Annotated in this window: 1 protein-coding gene; it reads left to right on the top strand. The window is 64.9% G+C overall.

The window, feature by feature from the left end; translation table 11 throughout:
* The gene (tuf, locus tag ACFOGJ_RS27030) at positions 1–1191 is read left to right on the top strand and encodes an elongation factor Tu (protein ID WP_379906398.1); all 1191 of its coding nucleotides are present in this window, start codon (positions 1–3) and stop codon (positions 1189–1191) included.
* Position 1192 lies beyond the last annotated feature (1 nt).

Genomic DNA, 1192 nt, shown 5'->3' with positions numbered 1-1192 from the left:
ATGGCCAAAGAGAAGTTTTCGCGGACGAAGCCGCACTGCAACATCGGGACGATCGGTCACGTCGACCATGGCAAGACGTCGCTGACGGCGGCGATCACGAAGATCCTGGCAGAGACGGGCGGTGCTGCGTACACCGCGTATGACGCGATCGACAAGGCGCCGGAAGAGAAGGCGCGCGGGATCACGATCTCGACGTCCCATGTGGAGTACGAGACGCAGAACCGGCACTACGCGCATGTGGACTGCCCCGGCCATGCCGACTACGTGAAGAACATGATCACGGGCGCGGCGCAGATGGACGGCGCGATCCTGGTTGTGTCGGCGGCGGACGGGCCGATGCCGCAGACGCGGGAGCATATCCTGCTGGCGCGCCAGGTCGGCGTCCCGGCGATCGTCGTTTACCTGAACAAGTGCGACCAGGTGGACGACGAGGAGCTTTTGGAGCTGGTTGAGCTGGAGGTTCGCGAGCTTCTGTCGTCGTACGAGTTCCCGGGCGACGACATCCCGGTGGTGAAGGGCTCTGCGCTTGCGGCACTTGAGGATTCCGACGCGAAGCTGGGCCATGACAGCATCCTTGAGCTGATGGCGGCGGTTGACGAGTACATTCCGCAGCCGGACCGTCCGAAGGACCTGCCGTTCCTGATGCCGATCGAGGACGTGTTCTCGATCTCGGGCCGGGGCACGGTGGTGACGGGCCGCGTGGAGCGTGGCGTGATCAAGGTCGGCGAGGAGATCGAGATCGTCGGCATCAAGGCGACGACGAAGACGACCTGCACCGGCGTTGAGATGTTCCGCAAGCTTCTGGACCAGGGCGAGGCTGGCGACAATATCGGCGCGCTGCTGCGCGGCGTGGGCCGCGACGATGTGGAGCGCGGCCAGGTGCTTGCGAAGCCGGGCACGATCAAGCCGCACACGAAGTTCAAGGCCGAGGCGTACATCCTGACGAAGGAGGAGGGCGGCCGTCATACGCCGTTCTTCACCAACTATCGTCCGCAGTTCTATTTCCGGACGACGGACGTGACGGGTGTGGTGAGCCTGCCCGAGGGCACCGAGATGGTGATGCCGGGCGACAATGTGGCGATGGACGTCGAGCTGATCGCGCCGATCGCGATGGACGAGGGCCTGCGCTTCGCGATCCGCGAGGGCGGCCGTACCGTCGGCGCCGGCGTCGTCTCCTCCATTACCGAGTAGG

Origin of the sequence: Marinibaculum pumilum (assembly GCF_042646425.1) — a bacterium.
Lineage (GTDB): Bacteria > Pseudomonadota > Alphaproteobacteria > Ferrovibrionales > Ferrovibrionaceae > Marinibaculum > Marinibaculum pumilum.
The sequence above is the reverse complement of the archived record's forward strand: the minus strand, read 5'-3'. Positions and strand labels throughout refer to the sequence as shown.